This is a genomic window from Herbaspirillum sp. BH-1 (assembly GCF_002870055.1).
GTDB classification, from domain to species: Bacteria; Pseudomonadota; Gammaproteobacteria; order Burkholderiales; family Burkholderiaceae_D; genus Herbaspirillum; species Herbaspirillum frisingense.
In genome coordinates, this window is record NZ_PKOI01000012.1 from 37,032 (window position 1) to 54,654 (window position 17,623).

At 64.5% G+C, this 17,623-nt stretch carries 15 protein-coding genes; 6 read left to right on the forward strand and 9 right to left on the reverse strand.

What is annotated here, in order from left to right; all coding sequences use genetic code 11:
* Window positions 1-107 precede the first annotated feature (107 nt).
* Window positions 108-1,019, forward strand: a complete 912-nt coding sequence (locus HBH1_RS16150; protein ID WP_006464243.1) for a LysR family transcriptional regulator — start codon at window positions 108-110, stop codon at window positions 1,017-1,019.
* A gap of 139 nt (window positions 1,020-1,158) precedes the next feature.
* Here HBH1_RS16150 and HBH1_RS16155 read toward each other — a convergent pair whose 3' ends face one another.
* The 6 genes from HBH1_RS16155 to HBH1_RS16185 all read right to left on the reverse strand — a co-directional run bounded on the left by HBH1_RS16155 (window position 1,159) and on the right by HBH1_RS16185 (window position 10,340).
* Window positions 1,159-2,277: an autotransporter outer membrane beta-barrel domain-containing protein gene (locus HBH1_RS16155; RefSeq protein ID WP_208399202.1), complete on the reverse strand. Its 1,119-nt coding sequence runs from the start codon at window positions 2,275-2,277 to the stop codon at window positions 1,159-1,161.
* Window positions 2,278-2,479: 202 nt separating this feature from the next.
* The gene (locus HBH1_RS16165) at window positions 2,480-3,229 is read right to left on the reverse strand and encodes a S8 family peptidase (RefSeq protein ID WP_369878627.1); all 750 of its coding nucleotides are present in this window, start codon (window positions 3,227-3,229) and stop codon (window positions 2,480-2,482) included.
* Window positions 3,199-5,445: a S8 family peptidase gene (locus tag HBH1_RS16170; protein WP_102663563.1), complete on the reverse strand. Its 2,247-nt coding sequence runs from the start codon at window positions 5,443-5,445 to the stop codon at window positions 3,199-3,201. Before HBH1_RS16170 ends, HBH1_RS16165 begins: the two co-directional genes overlap by 31 nt.
* Before the next feature lie 616 nt (window positions 5,446-6,061).
* Complete coding sequence (locus HBH1_RS16175) at window positions 6,062-7,537, reverse strand: efflux transporter outer membrane subunit (RefSeq protein ID WP_102663564.1); 1,476 nt, start codon at window positions 7,535-7,537, stop codon at window positions 6,062-6,064.
* Complete coding sequence (locus HBH1_RS16180; RefSeq protein ID WP_233207627.1) at window positions 7,537-9,108, reverse strand: MDR family MFS transporter; 1,572 nt, start codon at window positions 9,106-9,108, stop codon at window positions 7,537-7,539. The genes HBH1_RS16175 and HBH1_RS16180 overlap by 1 nt, the downstream gene beginning before the upstream one ends.
* Entirely contained in the window at window positions 9,105-10,340 is a 1,236-nt protein-coding gene (locus tag HBH1_RS16185; RefSeq protein WP_102663565.1) for an HlyD family secretion protein, read from the reverse strand. Before HBH1_RS16185 ends, HBH1_RS16180 begins: the two co-directional genes overlap by 4 nt.
* A gap of 166 nt (window positions 10,341-10,506) precedes the next feature.
* Here HBH1_RS16185 and HBH1_RS16190 point away from each other — a divergent pair, with 166 nt between their 5' ends.
* Window positions 10,507-11,037 (forward strand): MarR family winged helix-turn-helix transcriptional regulator, encoded by a 531-nt coding sequence (locus tag HBH1_RS16190; protein ID WP_006464237.1) that lies wholly within the window; start codon window positions 10,507-10,509, stop codon window positions 11,035-11,037.
* Between the two features lie 74 nt (window positions 11,038-11,111).
* Here the strand turns inward: HBH1_RS16190 and pip are convergent, their stop codons facing one another.
* Complete coding sequence (pip, locus tag HBH1_RS16195) at window positions 11,112-12,089, reverse strand: prolyl aminopeptidase (protein WP_102663566.1); 978 nt, start codon at window positions 12,087-12,089, stop codon at window positions 11,112-11,114.
* A gap of 97 nt (window positions 12,090-12,186) precedes the next feature.
* A complete protein-coding gene (locus tag HBH1_RS16200; protein WP_039875916.1) occupies window positions 12,187-12,648 on the reverse strand; it encodes an Lrp/AsnC family transcriptional regulator in 462 nt (153 codons plus the stop codon).
* A gap of 189 nt (window positions 12,649-12,837) precedes the next feature.
* Between HBH1_RS16200 and HBH1_RS16205 the strand changes: the two genes are divergently transcribed.
* The 4 genes from HBH1_RS16205 (at window position 12,838) to fnr (ending at window position 17,338) form a co-directional block, all read left to right on the forward strand.
* Window positions 12,838-13,905 (forward strand): 1-aminocyclopropane-1-carboxylate deaminase, encoded by a 1,068-nt coding sequence (locus HBH1_RS16205; protein WP_006464234.1) that lies wholly within the window; start codon window positions 12,838-12,840, stop codon window positions 13,903-13,905.
* Between the two features lie 264 nt (window positions 13,906-14,169).
* On the forward strand, window positions 14,170-14,793 hold the full coding sequence (locus HBH1_RS16210; RefSeq protein ID WP_102663651.1) for an OmpW/AlkL family protein: 624 nt from the start codon (window positions 14,170-14,172) through the stop codon (window positions 14,791-14,793).
* A 212-nt stretch (window positions 14,794-15,005) separates the two neighbouring features.
* On the forward strand, window positions 15,006-16,124 hold the full coding sequence (locus HBH1_RS16215) for a fatty acid desaturase (RefSeq protein WP_233207628.1): 1,119 nt from the start codon (window positions 15,006-15,008) through the stop codon (window positions 16,122-16,124).
* A gap of 368 nt (window positions 16,125-16,492) precedes the next feature.
* Window positions 16,493-17,338, forward strand: coding sequence for a fumarate/nitrate reduction transcriptional regulator Fnr (gene fnr, locus HBH1_RS16220; RefSeq protein WP_102663568.1), 846 nt, complete (start codon window positions 16,493-16,495; stop codon window positions 17,336-17,338).
* A gap of 21 nt (window positions 17,339-17,359) precedes the next feature.
* Here the strand turns inward: fnr and HBH1_RS16225 are convergent, their stop codons facing one another.
* Entirely contained in the window at window positions 17,360-17,617 is a 258-nt protein-coding gene (locus HBH1_RS16225) for a hypothetical protein (RefSeq protein ID WP_102663569.1), read from the reverse strand.
* Window positions 17,618-17,623 lie beyond the last annotated feature (6 nt).

Below are 17,623 nucleotides of genomic sequence, written 5' to 3' on the forward strand. Positions count from 1 at the left end.
GCACCAAATAAAGCAGCCTCCCTTGCTGCAAGCCGGCGCGAAAAGAAGGTCAGCATTGGTCAGGAATCGGGATTGATCCGAGCTGACCGCATCCAACGAGGTCAATGATGAAATCGCAGCATCTGCAAGACACCGCCCTGCGCTACTTCCTGGAAGTCGTTCGCTGTGGCTCCATCAGCGAGGCGTCGCAGCGGCTCAACGTGGCCAGCTCGGCCATCAGCCGCCAGATCAGCAGCCTGGAGGAAATCCTGGACACGGTACTGTTCGAACGGCGGCCACGCGGCATGGTGCTCTCGGCCGGCGGCGAGATGCTGGCCGCGCATGCGCGCAAGATGGCGCTGGAGGCCGACCGCGTGGTGGCCGACCTGCAAGCCCTGAAGGGCTTGCGCAGCGGGCGGGTCCGGCTGTCGGCCTCGGAGGGTTTCGCCATCGACTTCCTGCCGCGCGTGATCAACGCCTTCCAGAAGAAATATCCGGGCTTCGTATTCCAGCTGTTCGTGGGCGCGCCGGCGGTGGTCTCGCGCCAGGTGCGCGAAGGCAATGCGGATATCGGACTGACCTTTGCGCGCCTGCCCGAACCGGAAATCAAGGTGGTGCACCGGCAGCCGGGACCGATCGGCCTGGTGATGCGCAACGACCATCCACTGGCGCGTTTCCGTCATCTCTCGCTGGGGCAGTTGAAGCCCTACCCGATGGCCCTGCCCGACCCCACCACGACGCTGCGCCAGCTCTTCGACATCGCCTGCAGCCGGCAACAGGTGGCCATCGAACCGGTGATGACCAGCAACTACATCCAGGCCCTGCACAACTACGTGCTGGACAACGATGCGCTCTCCATCACCGGCGACGTCACCGTGCGCTACCGCATCGCACGCGGAGAGCTGACCATGCGCCCCATCCGCGACTGTCCTGCCGATGGGCGCTTCGTCGAGGTGCAGACGCTGGCCGGCCGGACCCTGCCGCGCAGTGTGGAAATCTTCCTGGACTACCTGGTGGCCGAGCTGAGCAAGGATCTGTGAGCGCCTGCCCTCTGCAGTCTGGCCTACGAAGACGCGCCCCCCGGCGCCGCTCAAAGACCGGTAAACGCCATGCGGCCGCTACGAGAGCGGCCGCATGGGGACTTCAGGGTGTCAGCGTGTCAGCGCATCCACGGATGGATCAGAAGCGCCAGCGCGCCTTGACCGACGCCGACTGGTTGATGAAGCCACTGCGGCCTTCGGCATCGTAGCGCAAGGCGATGTCCGTCATCTTCGGCAGCTTGAAGCCATAGCTCACACCGGCCTTCAACAGCCAGGGTGAGTGCGTCGGTCCTGGCGTGGTGAAGGCCTGGCCCGGTGCGCCTGCATAGGTGGCCACCAGCTCGTCACGGCCGTTGATGACATCGTAACTGACACCGAGGTGGCCGCTGATCTGCGACGACGGCGTCAGCACGTAGTTCAGCCTTGCACCGGTGCCGAGCAACAGCGCTTCGCTGCTCTTGCCCTGCACCGACAGGTTCAGGTCCCCTGCCCCGCTCTCGTTGTAGGACGGGCTCTGCAGACGGGTGTAGTCGATCTGCAGGGAAGGCACCAGGCTCATCACTTCACTCAAGGGCAGAGTGAATGAAGCGCTGGTACCCAGATGCGCATCCCAGGTGTGGTAGCGGCTGCTGGCAGTACGATTCAGGCCACCGAACCGCATCTCGCGCGACAGACGGTTGCCGTTGCGCCCCACATCCGCCTGCCAGGCCAGCGACAGCTCACCCAGCGGGACACTGCCGTAGAGGGCCACCATGTTGGACTCGAGGCGGCTGCGGCTGCCGGTACCGGTGAGGGCGGTATTGCCGTTGGCCTTGGTGCTGGCATAGGCGTAAGAGAGGCCGATGCGTCCGCTGCCCAGGTCCATCTCGGCGCCGGTCGCCATACCCCAGGTACTGGCACTGAAACCGGACTCGCCGTTGCGGTCCCCCTGGTTGGTGCGCGATTCGAAGGGCATGAGCCAGACCTGACGATCACCGCCCGCTTCACCTGATGAAACACCGCTGCCCACACCGGCGCCACCAGCCCTGCCGGTCTCGACGCGGGAGGCGATGACGCGATTCACGGACGTCATGGTGCCACGAATGGCACCGGCGCCGACGTTGCTGGGCAAGGTCTGGCTGGCGGCACGTTGCACGCTGGCAGCATCCGGCAACCGGGCCAGCGTAGCGGCAACCTCAGCCATATCCTTGGTGGACGGCGCCTGGATCTGTTGGCCCAGCACCGGTGCAACTGGTGCTGCAGCGGTGGCGGCGATCATGATAGGTGAGGGACGGACGACGGGAGCGGGCGCTGCGGGTACGGGAACTGCTGCCACAGGTGCCACAGCGGCAGGAGCGGCAGGTGCTGCAGCAGCAGGCTTTGCTGCGGCAGATGCCGTCGCTCCTCCCTTTGCGGCATCCGTCTTTGCTGCAGGCTTTGCTGCGTCTGCCGCCTTTGCTGCTTCAGCCGCCTTTGCTGCTTCAGCCGCCTTGGCCGCGGCAGCTGTTCAAGTCGGGAATGCCCCAACCGAAAGTCGTATTGGGAAGGTCGCTTGCCCCCGTTCCAAGATGCTTGGCGGTGGTCAGCAAAATGGTGCGAATGGCCTGGTTGTCCAGCGACGGATAACGCTCCATCAGCAAACCGAGTGCGCCGGTGACGTGCGGTGCTGCCATCGAGGTACCGCTCTCATTCTCGTAGCCTTTGTCCGAGCTCGAATCGAGGCTGTTGATCTCCGCGCCCGGCGCCGCCACGCACCAGTACTTGGCCAGCCCGCAGCGATTGCTGAAGGACGGCAGCTCCAGATCGCTGGTCAGCGCGGCGGCGGTGATCCAGTTCTGCTCCATTTCCGGCCTGAAGTAAGGCAGGGCAGAACGGATGTTGACGTTGTCGCGACCGGCATTGCCAGCGGCAAATACATGCAGGACATTGCTTTCCTTGGCCACGTCCACGGCGGCATCCAGCCACGATTTCTTGCCCCCGCCCTGCAGGCGCTCATAGGCCGCGGCCACTCCGGCGAGGGTACCGAAATCGTCACGCGGGTCGGGGCTGCCCCAGCTGCTGTTGATGACCCTTACCCCGGCTTGGGCCAGCTTGCCGTAGGCCGCCCTGAAGTAGTTGTAGTCCATGTTCACGCCATACACGGAGTCGTCGGTACCGTTGCTGTTGGTGATGTGGTAATCGCTGCCGAAGGCCACGCCCATCATCCCCACGCCGTTCCTGGCGGCGGCGATGGTGCCGGAGACATGACTGCCATGATTGTCGTTGACCGGACTCTTGGCGCCGGTCGTATTGAAGGGGTCTGGTCCGCCGTCTGCCGGTAGCTGGCCATGGCCAGGGTACCTTCGGCAATGGTGGTGTTGCCCGAGTAGCTTGGAGCACCGGTCAGGGTTAGCGTGCCGCTGCCACGTTTGGTCAGGCTGCCGGTGCTGGTGCCATCGCTGATGGCCCCCGACAGCGTCATGTTGTAGGCCTGGGTGTCGATATTGCCTGTGCCGCTGAGGCTGACCGCATTGGCCAGCGTGAGCTTGTCGGCGGCCGCGCGCAGCGTGGTGCCATCGGACATGGACAGCGGGCCGCTCCCCAATGCCGTCTTGGAGCCCACGCCCAGCGTGCCTCCCTGCAGCAGGGTGCCGCCGGAATAACTGTTGTCGCCGCTCAGGGTCAGGCTGCCGGGGCCGGTCTTGACCAGCACGCCCACGTAGTCGGCATCGGTCTTGTTGGCGACGTAGCGCATGGTGGCGCCCTGGGCCTCGTAGGCGTCCAACGCTCCACGGGCCAGCTTCACGGACGGGTCGCCGGCGATCAGCGTGGCGATGAGCTTGTCTACCGTCGGGCTTTCACCGGTCTTCATGATGCTCAGGATGGTCGAGGCAAGCGCGTCATTGTTCACCTCATTGGCGGCGGCCCGGTAGGCGTTCATCAGCTCATCGCCCGAATCGGCTTGCAGCTTGGCCTCCAGCTGGCGCAAGGTCTGCACCAGCAGCATGGAGGCGTCATAGGAGGACGTCACGTATTCGCCGAGGCGCACCAGCGGCTCGCGCTGCGCCTCCTGCACCGCTGCCTGCAGGCTGGCCCCGGGAATGGCGCGCCAGTCCGCCAGCTTTTGTCTTTCCTCGGCCTTGCGCTGGATCAGCGCGGCTTCGGAGATGTTGTTGCTCCAGGTGTCCTCGACACCGGCGGCGAGATGCGCATTGAACCGGCCGAGCAATTGCGCCGGGCCGTTCAGGGCCTTGCCCAGGTCGGGGATACCCCAACCGAAGACCTCGTTGGGCGCATCCGGCGCCCCATTGCCCAGGTGCTTGGCGGTGGTCAGCAGGATGGTACGGATGGCCTGGTTGTCCAGGGAGGGATAGCGTTCCATCAGCAGCCCGAGGGCGCCGGTGACGTGCGGCGCGGCCATCGAGGTGCCGTTCAGGTTCTCGTAGGCCGTATCGGACCTGGCACCCAGGCTGTTGATCGCCACCCCCGGGGCCGACACGCACCAATACTTGGCCAGTCCGCAGCGGTTGCTGAAGTTCGGCTGCACCAGGTCCATGTTCAGGGCGGTCACGCTCAGCCAGTTCTGCTCCAGTTCGGGCTGGAAGTAAGGCAGGGCCGAACGCACGTTGACGTTGTCGCGTCCGCTGTTGCCGGCCGCCCAGACCAGCAGTACGTTGGTTTCGCGCGCCACATCGGCGGCGGCTTGCAGCCAGGACTTCTTGTCACTGGCCATCAGCCGAAGATGGGCGGCATACACCCCGGCGACGGTGCTGAGGTTGTCGCGTGAATCGGGGTTGCCCCAACTGCTGTTGATGGCGCGCACGCCGGCTGCGGCCAGGTTGCCGTAGGCCGCCTTGAAGTAGTTGTAGTCCATGTTGATGCCATACACGGAGGCATCGGTGCCGTTGCTGTTGGTGATGTGGTAGTCGCTCTCGAAGGCCACACCCATCATGCCCACGCCGTCCTTGGCGGCGGCGATGCTGCCCGAAACGTGGCTGCCGTGGTTGTCGTTGCGGGAGGACTTGGCACCGGTCGTGCTGAAGGGGTCGCCGGCCTTCCAGGGCTGTCGTGAACCGGACAGCTGGAAGCCCTCGTTGGCGTAGACGCCGGTGACGCTCAGGGCCTTGACGTCACGCTTGGCGAATTCCTGGTGGGTCAGCGACAGGCCGGAATCCACCGCCCCCAGCTTGACGCCACGCCCGCTCAAGCCTGCCGCGTAGGCCTGCTGCGCGTTCATCGCGGCCAGGCCCCAGTCGCCATTGAATTCGTCGGCGCTGACCCAGCTGGCCACCGCCGCGTCGCGGTCCTTGCTGCGCGATCCGTCGTAGTGGACGAAGTTCTGTGCACTGGCCGGCAGCACCAGCGCCGGTGCCAGCGTCATGAGCACGGCGCAGTACAGTTGATGCTTCTTGAAGAGGGGTGCGACGGCACGCGCACGGGATCGGCGCGCGGTTTTCTTGATGTTCATTTTCCCTGCCCTGAGTATTTTTTGATGGGGACCCACTCGCCGCAGAAGGCTGCGACGGCTGTCGTTGTGATGCGATGGGTCTGGCGACCAGGCTGCCGGCGCGCAGGCGGTGGCGAACGGCAGCCGACGGCGTCGGGCCTGGTGGCCCAGGCGACCTGCGGCGGCGTCTTCGATAGGACGCATCCCTCTCTCATGGAGTCTCCCTGACGTCCTGTTTTTATGGTTTTCTCGAGGCCGCGTTATCCGATGGCCCGATGGTTTTTTGGGAGGGGATTGTCCGGTTGTGATCCGATTCTTAATATTGTCCGATGGTGCAGGCTGGACGATGTTTCGGGCATGCACCCGCGCTGGAAAGCGGACGAAGACCGACACCGAGACTGCCATGCCTGACGTCGCGCCTATTTCCAGGGTCGAGGCTCAGAACAATAAAAAGTGAAGAGTTGTGCAGAGGATGGACGGCGGACGCACATGTCCGCCGACGCACAAGGAGGGATGGTGAAGAACTGCGCGGAAGTTCTGCAGAAATGGGAAGGACGGCGGTGTAGTGATGGAGAAATGCAGCGGGGACGGAGCCGCCGCGCCCCGTCCTCCTAAAGCGAGATAGCCGCTCGCGGGTTCAGCTTTCAGCCTCTCCCCAGCCCAGTCCCAGGGCTTTCTGGATGCCGACGAAACTGCGCGTCAGGTTGGCCTCGGCCTGCAGCAGGTTCTGCTGTGCGCTGATCTGCTGGCGCGTGGTATCGAGCACCTCGATCAAGGTGCCGGTGCCGGCCTGGTAGCGCTGCCTGGCCAACTCCAGCGCGCGGTCGGCGGAGGCCTTGCTGCGCGCCAGGGTAGCGACCGTGATGCGGCCGTAGCGGAAGCGCGAGAGCGAATCCTCGGCGTCGCGCAGGGCTTCCAGCACGGCCTGGCGATACTTCATCTCGGCTTCGTCACGCACCTGCTCGGCTTGCGTGACGCGTGCCTTGGCACGGCCGAAGTCGAGGAAATTCCAGCTCAGCATCGGCGCGCCCAGGGCCAGGAAATCATCCAGCCGGGTCAGATCGGACGGATGGGTCCCGCCCAGGCCGATCACGCCGAAGAGCTTCAGGCTGGGATAGCGCGCCGCCTCGGCCTGGCCGATCTTGGCGGTGTCCGCGGCCAGGGTGCGTTCGGCAGCGCGCACGTCGGGACGACGTCGCAGCAGCGCGACCGGATCGCCGACCGCGACCTGTTGCGGTGGCAGGGGCAAGGGTGAGGCCGCGTTCAGTTCGGCATCCAGCGTGCCGGGCTCCTGCCCCAGCAAGGTGGCCAGCTGGTTGAGGTAGGCCTCGCGTTCGGCCTGCAGCGGCAAGAGCTCGGCGCGGGTGGCGTCGAGCTGGTTCTGCACGCGGATCTGGTCCAGCGAGGACGCGGTGCCGCGCTGCACGCGCTGGCCGGTCAGGGCGAGCATGTCCTGCTGGGCCTGTACCGATTGTTCGCCCAGGGCCAGGCGATGCTGGCGGTCGCGCAGGTTGATGTAGGCGTTGACCACTTCGGCGGTGAGGCTGACCTGGACATCGGCCAGCGAGGCTTCGGCGGCTTGCGCGCTGGCACCGGCGGCCTGGATGGCACGACGATGGGCGCCGAAGAGGTCGGCTTCCCAGCTGGCGTCCACGCCCAGGTTGTACAGGTTCACGCTGGAGGCGGAAGAACCGCCGGAGCTGGAACCGCCGGTCAGCGCACCCAGGTTGGCCGGTGGCAGACGCGCATGCGCGGCCAGCGCGGAGGCACCGACGCTGGGGGCGGCGTTGGCCTGTTCCAGGTCGAGGTTGGCACGCGATTGCTGCAGCCGGGCGCGGGCGCTAGCGAGGCTGGGATTGGCTTGCAGGGCTTGCTGCACGAGCCGGTTGAGCTGGGCGTCGTTGAGCGCTTCCCACCAGCGGTTCAGCGGTGCGGCGGCATTGGCGAGATCGCCGGCGCGCACGAACTGCCCGCTGCGCTGGGCCTGCGGTGCGGCCTCGGGTGGGCCGGCGTATTCCGGCCCGAGAGCGCAGCCGGCCAGGAGGGCGGCAGCCGCCAGGGCGACCAGGCGTACGGGAGTAAAGAGAGGGAGAGTCTTGTCCATGTTCATCATCAATGAGAAGCCACCGGCGCGGCATGGGTGGGCAAGGGGCGCAGGAACAGCACCAGCGGCGTGACGCAGAGGATGGCCACGCCCAGCATCCAGAACAGGTCGGCATAGGTCATGGTCAGCGCCTGGGCCTGGATGGTGGAGCCCAGCAACTGGATGGCAGCATCCTGGCCGCCCAGCAGCTGGGCTTGCGCGCCGATGCCGGATTGCACCAGGTCTGAATTGGCAGAAAGGCTTTCTTCCAGGCGGCGGCTGTGCAGCCACAGCCGCTGGTCCTGGATCACCGCGATGGCGGCCAGGGCCAGCGAGCCGCCCAGGTTGCGCGCCGCGCTGTAGAGACCGGAAGCATCGCCGGCCTGCGAGGCCGGCACCGAGCGGATCGCAGCCTGGTTCAGGAACAGCATGGCCAGCACGGTACCGACACCGCGCATCAGCTGCGAGGCCACGAAGGAACCGCCATAGGACAGCGGGCTGAGATCGGTCTCGATGAAGGCCGAGGCCGCCAGCAGCAGGAAGCCGGTACCGACGGCGATGCGGATGTCGACCAGCCGCATCAGCAGCGGCGTGAAGGGCATCATCAGGATCATCGGCACGCCCGAGAGCAGCACGATCCAGCCCGACTGCAGCGAGTTGTAGCCGGCAATCCCGGAGAGGAACTGCGGGATCACATAGGCCGTGCCGTAGAGCGCCACGCCGACGATCATGGCCATCATCACCACCGAGCCGAACTGGCGGTCCCGCAAGAGGCGCAACTGGATCACCGGGTGGCGCGAGCGGATCTGACCGATCGCCAGCAGGAGGAAACCCAGCAGCGAGGTCGCGGCCAGCCAGCGGATGTCGGGCGAGGAAAACCACTGCTCGCGCTCGCCCTCTTCCAGCACCACCGTCAGGCCACCCAGGCCCAACGCCAGGCCGGCGATGCCGAACCAGTCGGCCTGAGCCAGTTGCTCGAAGCGGGGACGCTCATAGGGAATCGCCACCAGCAGCAGCGTGATCAGCGCCGCGCCCACCGGCAGGTTGATGAAGAAGGCGTAGTGCCAGCTGACGTTCTCGGTCAGCCAGCCGCCCATCACCGGCCCCAGCACCGGCCCGAGGATGGCGGTGGCGCCGAACATGGCATTGCCCACCGGCTGCTGCGCGCGTGGCAGGCGGGTGGCGATGATGGTCATGGCGGTGGGGATCAGCGCGCCACCGGTGAAGCCCTGCCCTACCCGCCCGACGATCATCATCGGTAGCGTGGTGGACAGGCCGCACAGCACCGAGAACAGGGTGAAGAGACTGGCCGCCGTCAACAGCAGCACGCGCAGGCCGAGCAGGCGTTCCAGCCAGGCCGACATGGGGATGATGACGATCTCGGCCACCAGGTAGGCGGTGGCGATCCAGGTGCCTTCGGTCCCGGAGGCGCCGATCTCGCCCTGGATGGTGGGCAGCGAAGAATTGACGATGGAGATGTCCAGCGTGGCCATGAGCGCGCCCAGGGTGCCGGCGGCCACGGCCAGCCAGGCGCCGGCGTCGGCCTTCTCCGGGTTGGCACCATTGGCCTTCACCGCAGGGGTGGAGGCGGCGCTGCTCACTGCGGCTCCTTGCGGGTGGCGTTGGCTTCGCTGGTGCGCTCGCGCAGCGCGCGCAATTCATCCTTGGCGGCGATGGTATTGACCTCCACCGTCACCGACAGGCCGGCCACGAAGGCGCGGGTTTCTTCCGGGGTGGCGTCGATGGCCACGCGCACCGGGACGCGCTGGACGATCTTGGTGAAGTTGCCGGTGGCGTTCTGCGGCGGCAGCAGCGAGAATTGCGCGCCGGTACCGGGCGAGAGGCTTTCCACATGACCGCGGAATTCCACGCCGGGCAAGGCATCGACCTTGATGCTGGCCGGCTGGCCGATGCGCATCAGGCCGATCTGGGTTTCCTTGAAGTTGGCGGAGACGTAGAAGCGGGTCGGCACCACCGTCATCATGCGCGTGCCGGCCGTGACGAACTGGCCGACGCGCACCTGCTTGTCGCCGATGCGGCCATCGACGCTGGCGCGGATTTCGGTATAGCCGAGGTTGACGCTGGCGGCGTCGTACTGGGCCTTGGCGGTTTCACCCTGGGCCTGGGCCTGGCGCACCTGGGCCTGCAGCGAACGCACCCGCAGCTGGGCTGCGTCCAGGGCGGCACGACGCGCCGCCACCGTGGTGCGGGCCTGGGCCTGCTGGTTGCGCAGGGTGGTCAGGCGTTCGCGGGTTTCGGCGCCGGAGGCGGCCAGCGGGGTGTAGCGATCCACTTCCGAAGCGGCAAAGCGCGCATCCTCTTCGGCGGCGGCCAGTTGCGCCTTGGCCTGGGCGATGGCGGCCTGCTGCTCGGCCAGTTGCGCATTGGCGGCTTCTTCGCTGGCACTGGCGGCGTCGATCTGGGCCTTGGCCTGCGCCGCCTGGGCGGAATAGTCGCGGGCGTCGATGCGTACCAGCGGCTGGCCGGCCTTGACGATCTGGTTGTCGGCCACCAGCACCTGGTCCACGTAACCGGTGACCTTGGAGGATACGGTCACGCTATCGGCATGGATGAAGGCATCGTTGGTGCTTTCCAGGTACTTGCCGCGGAACTGGTAGTACAGCACCCAGGCCACGACCACCACCAGCACCACCAGCCCGAGGGCGCGCAGGATGAAGCGGGCGCGCGGGCTCATGCGCTTCTTGGGAGGGTTGTTCTTGTCGCCGTTGGTGTTCGTATTGGCATTGGCGCCGGGGGCGGAGGTGGATGGCTCTGCTTGCTGCTGACTGGGCTGCTGGTTTGGCTGCTGACTGCTGGGTGTGGCGTCGGTCATCTTTTTTATCCTAATATCGGGGCGATGATGGCGTGGAGTGACGTTGGGGAATTGCCGGGGGCTTCAATGTGGCGTCATCAAGATTTCTGATCAGCAACACTACGCTTCACTTTTTGTGCGCGAAAATATTAATGAGGTACCATATGATATGGTATCCAGGAAAATCATGTCTACAGGCTTTTCAAACGATTACAGCGGGGCCGCCGAGGCGCTGCGCGACTTCTACATCCGCTCGCACCGCACGCTGGACAAGCTCATGGCCGGCGAAGGGGCTTCGCTGGCGCGCAACAAGATGCTCGGCCACATCGAGCGCAACAGTCCGGTGCGGGCGGCCGACCTGGCCACGGCCTTCGGCTTCGCGCCGCGCACCATCACCGAGGCCATCGATGCGCTGGAGCGCGACGGGCTGGTGCAACGGACGGGCGACATCAGTGACCGGCGGGTCAAGCACATCGCTTTGACAGCAGCCGGCAAAGAAGTGCTGCGCGCCTCGGAGCCGGTCAAGAAAACCTTCATCGATGGCTTGTTCGCGGCGCTGGAGGAAGAGGAAATCGCCACGCTGACCCGGGTGCTGGGCAAGCTCAACGGGCGGCTGGCGGAACTGGAGGAAAGTTATTCGGCACAGGCTGCCAGCGCCGCCACCGCGGCCGGCGCCACGGATGAGCCAGCCGGCAAGCGCGGCCGCAGGAAAGACTGAGGCGTAAAAAAAGCGCTCCCCGTGAAAGGGAGCGCTTGGCGCCGGGCAGGCTGGAGGGTCCGCCGGTCCGCCGATCAGCCGCCGGCGAAGCGGTCGGTGGCGGCAACCAACTGGTCCAGGATGCCGGGTTCGTTGTAGGCGTGGCCGGCGCTGTCGATCAGGTGCAGCTGCGAGCCGGGCCAGGCCTGGTGCAGATCCCAGGCCGACCTGGCCGGCGTGGCGAGGTCGTAGCGCCCTTGCACGATCACGGCGGGAATGCCTTCCAGACGCGACACATTGGCCAGCAACTGGCCCTCTTCCATGAAGCCCTTGTGGAAGAAGTAGTGGTTCTCGATGCGGGCGAAGGCCAGCGCGAACTGGGCATCGTTGAAGGAATCGATCAGGCGTTCATCGGCCACCAGCGTGATGGTGCTGGCTTCCCAGCGGCTCCAGGCACGTGCGGCCTGCAGCTTGGCGGCTTGATCGTCGCCGGTCAGCCGCTTGCGGTAGGCGTGCACCAGGTTGCCGCGCTCGGCGGCGGGGATCGGCGCGAGGAACTCGTCCCAGCGGTCCGGCACCATCCACGATGCGCCCTCCTGGTAGTACCAGTCCAGCTCGGCCTGGCGCAGCAGGAAGATGCCGCGCAAGACCATTTCGGTCACGCGCTGCGGATGGGTCTGGGCATAGGCCAGTGCCAGGGTGCTGCCCCAGGAACCGCCGAAGACCTGCCAGCGCGCGATGCCCAGCATCTCGCGCAGGCGCTCAATATCGGCCACCAGGTCCCAGGTGGTGTTGGCCTCCAGGTTGGCGTGCGGCTGCGAGCGGCCGCAACCGCGCTGGTCGAACAGGACGATGCGGTATTTCTCCGGATTGAACAGTCGCCGGTGCGAAGGGCCGCTACCGCCACCGGGCCCGCCATGCAGGAACACCACCGGCTTGCCGGCCGGGTTGCCGCAGACTTCCCAATAGATCTGGTGACCGTCGCCGACATCCAGCAGGCCGTGATCATGGGGCTCTATCGGGGGATAGAGGCCGCGCAAGGAGGTGCTGGAGGTGGAAGTGGTCGAGGTCATCGGGAATCCTTGAAGGTGAATGCAAGACGGGAACAACGTTCAGACGTGAAACGCAAAGGTGAAGAAAGGTGAAGTATAGGACTGGAATCGAGATCCTTCACTCGACCACGAGTTCCGGATTGTTCTTCACCTCGTTGAGGACGAAGAAGGAACGCAATTGCCGCACACCCGGCAGGCGCAGCAGCGTATTGGCGTGCAGCCGGTTGAAGGCCTGCAGGTCCTTGACCCGCAACTTGATCCAGTAATCGAATTCACCGGCCAGCAGCAGGCACTCCTGCACGGCGGCGATGTCGCGCACCGCCTTTTCGAATTCGGCAAAACTCTCCGGCGTGGAGCGGTCCAGCACCACGCCCACCGTCACCAGCACCGGCAGGCCCAGTTTTTCGGGGTCCAGGATGGCGCGCACTTCCTTCACATAACCCTCGTCCATCAGGCGTTTGGTGTGATTCCAGCAGGCCGTGGCGCTCATGCCGAGCTTCTTGGCCAGCTCGGCATTGCCGATGCGGCCATCCTTCTGCAGCGCCTTGAGGATGCGCTTGTCCATGCGATCTAGCGTCATGATGATTATTCCGATAATTCCTGCAAAATCGAATGGATATTTTCACGAAACAATTTACGTCACTTCTTTCAACCGAATCATGCCATAAATTCGGAAGCACCATTTAAATGAGGCGGCGTAAAGTTGATCCCGGCGATTCGATGTGAATCGGACCACTTTTCCTGAATCCACCTGAACCGGAGCAACCCCATGCTGGCACTCGACAAACTCTTCCCGCGCAAGACGCTGGGCTTCTTCCCCTCCCCCATTCACAAGCTGGAACGACTCTCCGCCATGCTGGGCGTGGAAGTCTGGGCCAAGCGCGATGACGTGTCCTCGGGCCTGGCCTTCGGTGGCAACAAGATCCGCAAGCTGGAATGGCTGGTGGCCGATGCCCTGGCCAAGGGTTGCGACACCCTGGTCTCGATCGGCAACATCCAGTCCAACCACACGCGTCAAGTCTGTGCGGCAGCGGCCGCAGTGGGCATGAAGTCCTATACGGTGCAGGAAACCTGGCTGGAATGGGATGACCCGGTCTATGACAAGGTCGGCAACATCCTGCTGACCCGCATCATGGGCGGCAACCCCATCATGGGCGGCTACGGCTATTCGACCACCGAGAAGGACACCTGGGCCCGTGCCCTGGAAGAAGTGCGCGCCAAGGGCGGCAAGCCCTACGCAATTCCGGCCGGTGCCTCGGACCACCCGCTGGGCGGCCTGGGCTATGCCAACTTCGCCGACGAAGTGGCGATGCAGGAGCAGCAGTTGGGCATCTTCTTCGACAACATCGTGGTGGCCACCTGCACCGGTTCCACCCAGGCCGGCATGGTGGTGGGCTTCGCCGCGCAGGAAAAGCGTCGCCGCGTGATCGGTATCGATACCGCCGACGATGAAGCCATGACCCGCCGCGCCGTCACCAAGATCGCCAACGACACCAGCGAGCTGATCGCCTCCAAGGGTGGCCAGCGCGTGGTGGTGCGCGATGCCGACATCGAGATCATCCCCGACTACAGCGGCCCGGCCTATGGCCTGCCGAGCGAGCAGACCATCGCCGCCATCCGCACCGCGGCCGAGATGGAAGCGATGCTGACCGATCCTGTCTATGAAGGTAAATCCATCGACGGCCTGATCGACATGGCCAAGAAGGGTCACTTCAAGGGCCAGCGCGTGCTGTATGCCCACCTGGGCGGCGCACCGGCACTGAATGCCTATTACAAGGCCTTCGAAGATCCGGAAAACCTGACCAAGCTGGCCCGCGAAGCCCGCTTCAAGGAGTAAGCCCGGGCGCGGCCCGCGGGCCGTACGCCATGCCGATGGACGTCAACAGCCCGACCTGTATATGCAGGTCGGGCTGTTGCGTTTTCTGTCACTCGTACGTCACTCTTTCGTCGCTCTTTCGTCGCTCTTTCGTCACTCTTGGTCACTCCACTGCCCGCTGATCTGCTGTTTCTTTACCTTGTGCCGACCCGCTTGATCGGCATCAAAGCCCGCCAGCCGCTTCACGCGTACCTTTCGCTCATCCTCACTCGACAGGTAAAAACCGTGAAAAAAATCGTCACAATCACTGCCGCTGTGGCAGCCCTGGCATCCTCGTTTGCCGCCCCCGTCTTCGCACAGGAAGCCCAAAGCCCGTGGCTGGTGCGCGTACGCGCCGTCAACCTGAGCCCGGAAAACAAGTCCGACCCGGTCGGCGGACAAGGCGCATCGGATCTGATCACCATCAACAACAAGGTGATCCCCGAATTCGACATCAGCTATTTCTTCACCCCGAACATCGCCGCCGAGCTGGTGCTGACCTATCCGCAGAAGCAGGACGTGCGCCTGTCCGGCACCAAGATCGGTACCTTCAAGCATCTGCCGCCGACCCTGACCCTGCAATACCACTTCATGCCTGAAGCCGCCTTCAGCCCCTACGTCGGCGCCGGTATCAACTACACCCGCATCTCCAGCGTCAACATCGACGGTGGCCTGCGTCTGGACAGCAGCAGCGTGGGCGGTGCCCTGCAGGTGGGCGCGGACTACAAGATCGACAAGAACTGGGTGCTCAACTTCGACGTCAAGAAGGTGCAGATCTCCAGCGACGTGAAGACCGCCTCCGGCACCAAGATCAGCAACGTCAAGATCGACCCGTGGCTGATCGGCGTTGGCGTGGGTTACCGTTTCTAAGGTATTCTTGCCGCACCCAAACGGCGCGATCCGTCATCCCTGATGACCGGTCGCGTTGTTTTTTGGGATCAGCGCTAACGTCCCCGCCATCGGTCCCGAGCCGAACGCCCACACCTTTGCAAACGCCATCCGCCATTTGCAGCGTTAGCAGGAGCAGTCTCATGCGGCATGCTCCCCCGTCCACCGTTTGAAAGTAGGAAGAGGTAAATTCGATGTCGACGACTTCGCACCCCAACACACCGGTCGCGCCAGGCGCACCGATGCCCCATCGCAAGATCATCCGATCCTGGGTGATCCCGATCAGCCAGCGCAGCACCGCCATTGCGCTGGCGCTGTCGGTACTGGATTTCGGCCTGTTCGGCGCCAGCCTGGCGGCCGTGATCTGGGTCCCCTGGCTGCTGGCCAAGATCGCGCTGGGCGTGGTCAATGGCTTCATCATCGGGCGCCTGTTCATCCTCGGCCACGATGCCTGCCACCAGGCCTTCACGCCCAACCGCAAGCTCAATACCTGGCTGGGCCGCATGCTGTTCATGCCCTCCCTGACCCCCTACAGCCTGTGGGCCGTCGGTCACAATGTGGTGCACCACGGCTATACCAACCTGAAGGGTTTCGATTTTGTCTGGCAACCGCGTTCGCTGGAAGAGTTCCGCGCCCTGCCGCGCTGGCGCCAGCGCCTGGAGCGCATCTACCGCAGCGGCTTCGGTCCCGGCCTGTACTACATGATCGACATGTGGTGGAAGCGCATGTACTTCCCCTCGAAGAAACAGATGCCTACCCGTCGCGCCGAATTCATGTGGGATGGCGTGCTGGTGACCATCGTGGCCGCCCTCTGGATCGGTGGCCTGGCCTGGGCCGCGCAAGCCACCGAGCAGTCGTTCTGGACGCTGCTGGTGACCGGCTTTGCGATTCCCCTGCTGTTCTGGAAGGCCATGATCGGCTTCGTGGTGTATGTCCACCATACGCATACCTCGGTGGCCTGGTATGAAGACAAGGTCACCTGGGCCGCTGCCCAGCCCTTCGTCTCCACCACCGTGCACCTGACCTTCGGTCGCTACTGGGGCGCGCTGCTGCATCACATCATGGAACACACCGCGCACCACGTGGACATGAGCGTGCCGCTGTACCGCCTGAAGCAGGCCCAGAAGAAGCTGGAAACCATGCTGCCGGGCCGGATCGTGATCCAGCGCTTCTCGTGGCGCTGGTACTTCGATACCGCCCGCCGCTGCAAGCTGTACGACTTCAAGCGCCTGTGCTGGACCGACTATCGCGGTCGCCCCACCAGCACCCCGCTGCCGCTGCCGGACATGAGCAGGAGCACGGCAGAGGCGTGATCGGCAATCAATGGCACAGCCTGTGCCATCCGTTCAGGTAGCCACGATGTAGCTGAAGTTTCAATAACAAGACGGTCGCATGGAAGGGCATTCGCGGGTCCCCGGTAACCCCGCGATACCGCCCACTTTCCCCCATCAAGGCCGCTCCTCCCTGCTTGCACTTCTCACGCCAAAAGCGGACAACTGTCGCTTTTCAGCGGAGTTTCAGCCCGGAATGCCCGCCTTGCAGCCCGATGCGACGATTACTTTGTTCATGTTTGATCTGGGACAAGAAATGCCGTCTGATTCGGGAATACTGTGCTGCTTATCTTGTTCCGCGCACTTAAAATCGAGTCATTCGATTGCCACATGTCCGCCGGGAACATCGTATGAACCAGTCTTGTCACTCCGCTCCACTTTCCGCATCGGCCAATGCCGCTGCTCCCCTGTCCCAGTGTTCGTCGTTGACGGCTGCACGTGAGGCGGCCGCCAGCTCCGCACTGCGTAGCTGCACCGCATGCGGCATGCACCAGCTGTGCCTGCCCATGGGCCTGGACGAATCCGACATGAAACGCCTGGACAAGATCATCGGTCGCCGCAAGGTGGCCCGCGATGATTTCCTCTACCGCATCGGCGACCAGTTCACGGCCTTGTACGCTGTACGCGTGGGCCACTTCAAGACCTATCAGGAAAACCTCGACGGTGACCGCCAGATCACCGGTTTCCAGATGCCTGGCGAACTGCTGGGCATGGATGCGATCAGCACCGAGAGGCATCAATGCGATGCGGTGGCGCTGCAGGACAGCGAAGTCTGCGAGATCCCGTTTGCCCGCCTGGAACAGCTGTTCGGCCAGATCCCGCATCTGCTGCGCCACTTCCACCGGATGATGAGCCACGAGATCACCAGTGAACAGAACGTCATCATGCTGCTCGGTAATATGCGTGCCGAACAACGCTTTGCCGCCTTCCTGGTCAACCTGTCTTCACGCTATGCAGCCCGTGGGTATTCATCCACCCGTTTCCAGCTGCGCATGACGCGCCAGGACGTGGGCAATTATCTCGGCCTGACGATCGAAAGCATCAGCCGGCTGATCTCCAAGTTCCGCAAGCTGGGCTTGCTGGCCGTGGAGCAACGTGACGTGGAAGTGGTCGATCTGCCGGCCCTGAAGCGTCTGGCGGCCGGGGTAGAGTCTTCCACCCCCGCACCTGCCACGACCGCACGCGCAGCCGTGTAGGCCCGACCTCGTCCGGGGCGTTCAGCCCTGGACGAAATGACGCAGGCGCTCGCGAGGCAGCGCCCGGGTCAGCCGTACGGCCAGCAGGCCGCACACGGCGAAACTCCCCCAGAAGCAGAAGAAACCGACGGTGTAGGCGCCCATCGCTTCCCATTCATGGCCTGAGGCCATGGCCAGCTCGTCCGGGTTGAACAGGGAAAAGAACACGCCTTCGGCCGCGATGGCCATCAGAAACGCCACCCAGAGAACGATGGCGATATTGCGTTGTTGTTTGCGCATGGCTGT